This window comes from Desulfovibrio sp. DV (assembly GCF_001936595.1).
Classification (GTDB): Bacteria; Desulfobacterota; Desulfovibrionia; order Desulfovibrionales; family Desulfovibrionaceae; genus Solidesulfovibrio.
The window spans coordinates 1-1871 of the sequence record NZ_MLBG01000193.1; the positions used below are offsets into that span (position 1 = coordinate 1).

At 59.4% G+C, this 1871-nt stretch carries 2 protein-coding genes; both read left to right on the top strand.

Annotated features, from left to right (window positions below; all coding sequences use genetic code 11):
* Nucleotides 1-50 precede the first annotated feature (50 nt).
* Nucleotides 51-716, top strand: coding sequence for a hypothetical protein (locus DVDV_RS21655; RefSeq protein ID WP_075356632.1), 666 nt, complete (start codon nucleotides 51-53; stop codon nucleotides 714-716).
* A gap of 7 nt (nucleotides 717-723) precedes the next feature.
* Nucleotides 724-1871, top strand: a 1148-nt coding sequence (locus DVDV_RS21660; protein ID WP_075356633.1) for an ATPase, T2SS/T4P/T4SS family, incomplete at its 3' end; no start/stop codon positions are given.

A 1871-nucleotide genomic window follows, 5' to 3' on the forward strand; every position in this document is an offset into this window, starting at 1 on the left:
GGAGACGATCTCAATGGACAAAAACGTCTGGACTATCAAGGGGGCTGTCTATGTCGCAACAAAGTAATCGCAGAAGAGTCCTGTGGCTACTCGGGTGCGGGATGGCGACCCTGGGCCTGGTGCTCGTCGGTGTCTGGGTCCTTTGGGGATGGCAGGAGGTCGACCTTCCTTCTCCGGCCAAACTCCCGCCAAAATCTCAAACCAAAGAGGTGGCTTCGGTTTCTGCCCCGGCCCCGGTGCGATCCACCGTACCGTCGCCATTGACTCCCGCCTCGAAGGAAACCCAGGCAAAGGAATCGGAAATTCCACCTTTCACGGTCGCGGCAGCCATCGCGGACTCTGTGCCGAAGTCTGGAAACCTGGAGCAAATGACTTCCCTACGTGCCGAACTGGATGAGGTCAGACTGCAAGTGGCCATTGCCCAGGAGAAGGAAAAGCTCCTCCCGAAGCAACCCTCCCCCGTACCCCACCAGACAGCGATCTTGCCGGAGCTTCCGAAGCCCGTGGCGGCGGCACCGCCCAGACAGGCTTCTTCGGTTGTCGTCTCCATCCAGGGTGCAGACGGCTATACCAGCGCCACGATCCGGTCGAGCGCCGGCAACCTGATGACGGTGCGCCCCGGTGACAAGTTCGGCGGCGGCGTCATCACCGCCATCAATCGCACCGGCGTCTTGGTGCGACGGGGCAACGCATCAACCGCATTAGCGTTCGAGTAGGACCACTATGGAACAGATCAGCATTATTGATAATATACCAGAGGCTTTGCGGGGACGTGTGGCCCTGGTCAATGGCGTTCTCCATATTTCGGCGGAACTCAAAAACAATCTGCAAATTGTTGATTTCTATGGAAGCTTACGCCGTCGCGGCATTTTGACCTATGAATTCCATAAGCCGGAAGAGTTCGACAACACCTATCAAGCGCAAGCTGCCAGGACGGGCCATGCGGAAAATGAGGTGCAGCAGTATGCCATCGACCTCATCAAGGACGCTTTCGACACAGGAGCATCCGACATCCACCTCATGGACTTCGGGCTCTATACCATTATTCGATTCCGCTGCCTGGGGATGCTGACGGACCACACGCAGCTTAATGCTGAACTGGGCAAGCGGCTGATCGCCTGCATTTATCAAAAGCTCTCCCAGTCGGCCGACGCCTGCTTTTCGCCGACCGAACGGCAGGACGGACGGATCGCTCAGCGCAATTACCTGCCGCCAAACGTGCATTCCGTGCGCGTGCACTCGGAGCCCATCGAGTGCGCCCAGGCGGAGTCTGGAGTGGGCACCTCTATGTCCCTGCGGCTTCTCTACGATGCGACGTCCGCCAAGGGCTCGCTGCAGGAGCGCATGACAGCCCTCGGCTTCACGTCGGACCAATGCGACTCAGCCCAGTTTTTGACCAAGCGCACGGGGTTGACGATCATTTCGGGACCCACGGGGCACGGAAAGTCGACCTTCCTCAAGCACGTCATGGAGTCCATGACAGAGCGCAATCCCGAGAAAGCCTATTTCAGCATCGAGGACCCACCCGAGTATCCCCTCAAGGGGGTGCGTCAGGTCCTCATCGCCAGCAACGACAGGGACAGCCGGTCCGGTGCCTATTGTGACGCCATCGCAGGGGCCATGAGAAGCGATCCGGACGTGCTCATGATCGGCGAGATCAGGTACGTCGAGGCGGCTGTCGCGGCCATCGACGCGGCGCTGACTGGGCATTCGGTCTGGGCCACGATCCATGCGAATAACGCCATGGGCATCATCGCCCGCCTGGTCAGCATCCTGGCCACCCACTATCGCAATCCGCTGGAACAGATTTGCGACCATAACGTCCTGGCCGGGCTCGAATACCAGCGGTTGCTGCCCATGCTGTGCCCGAA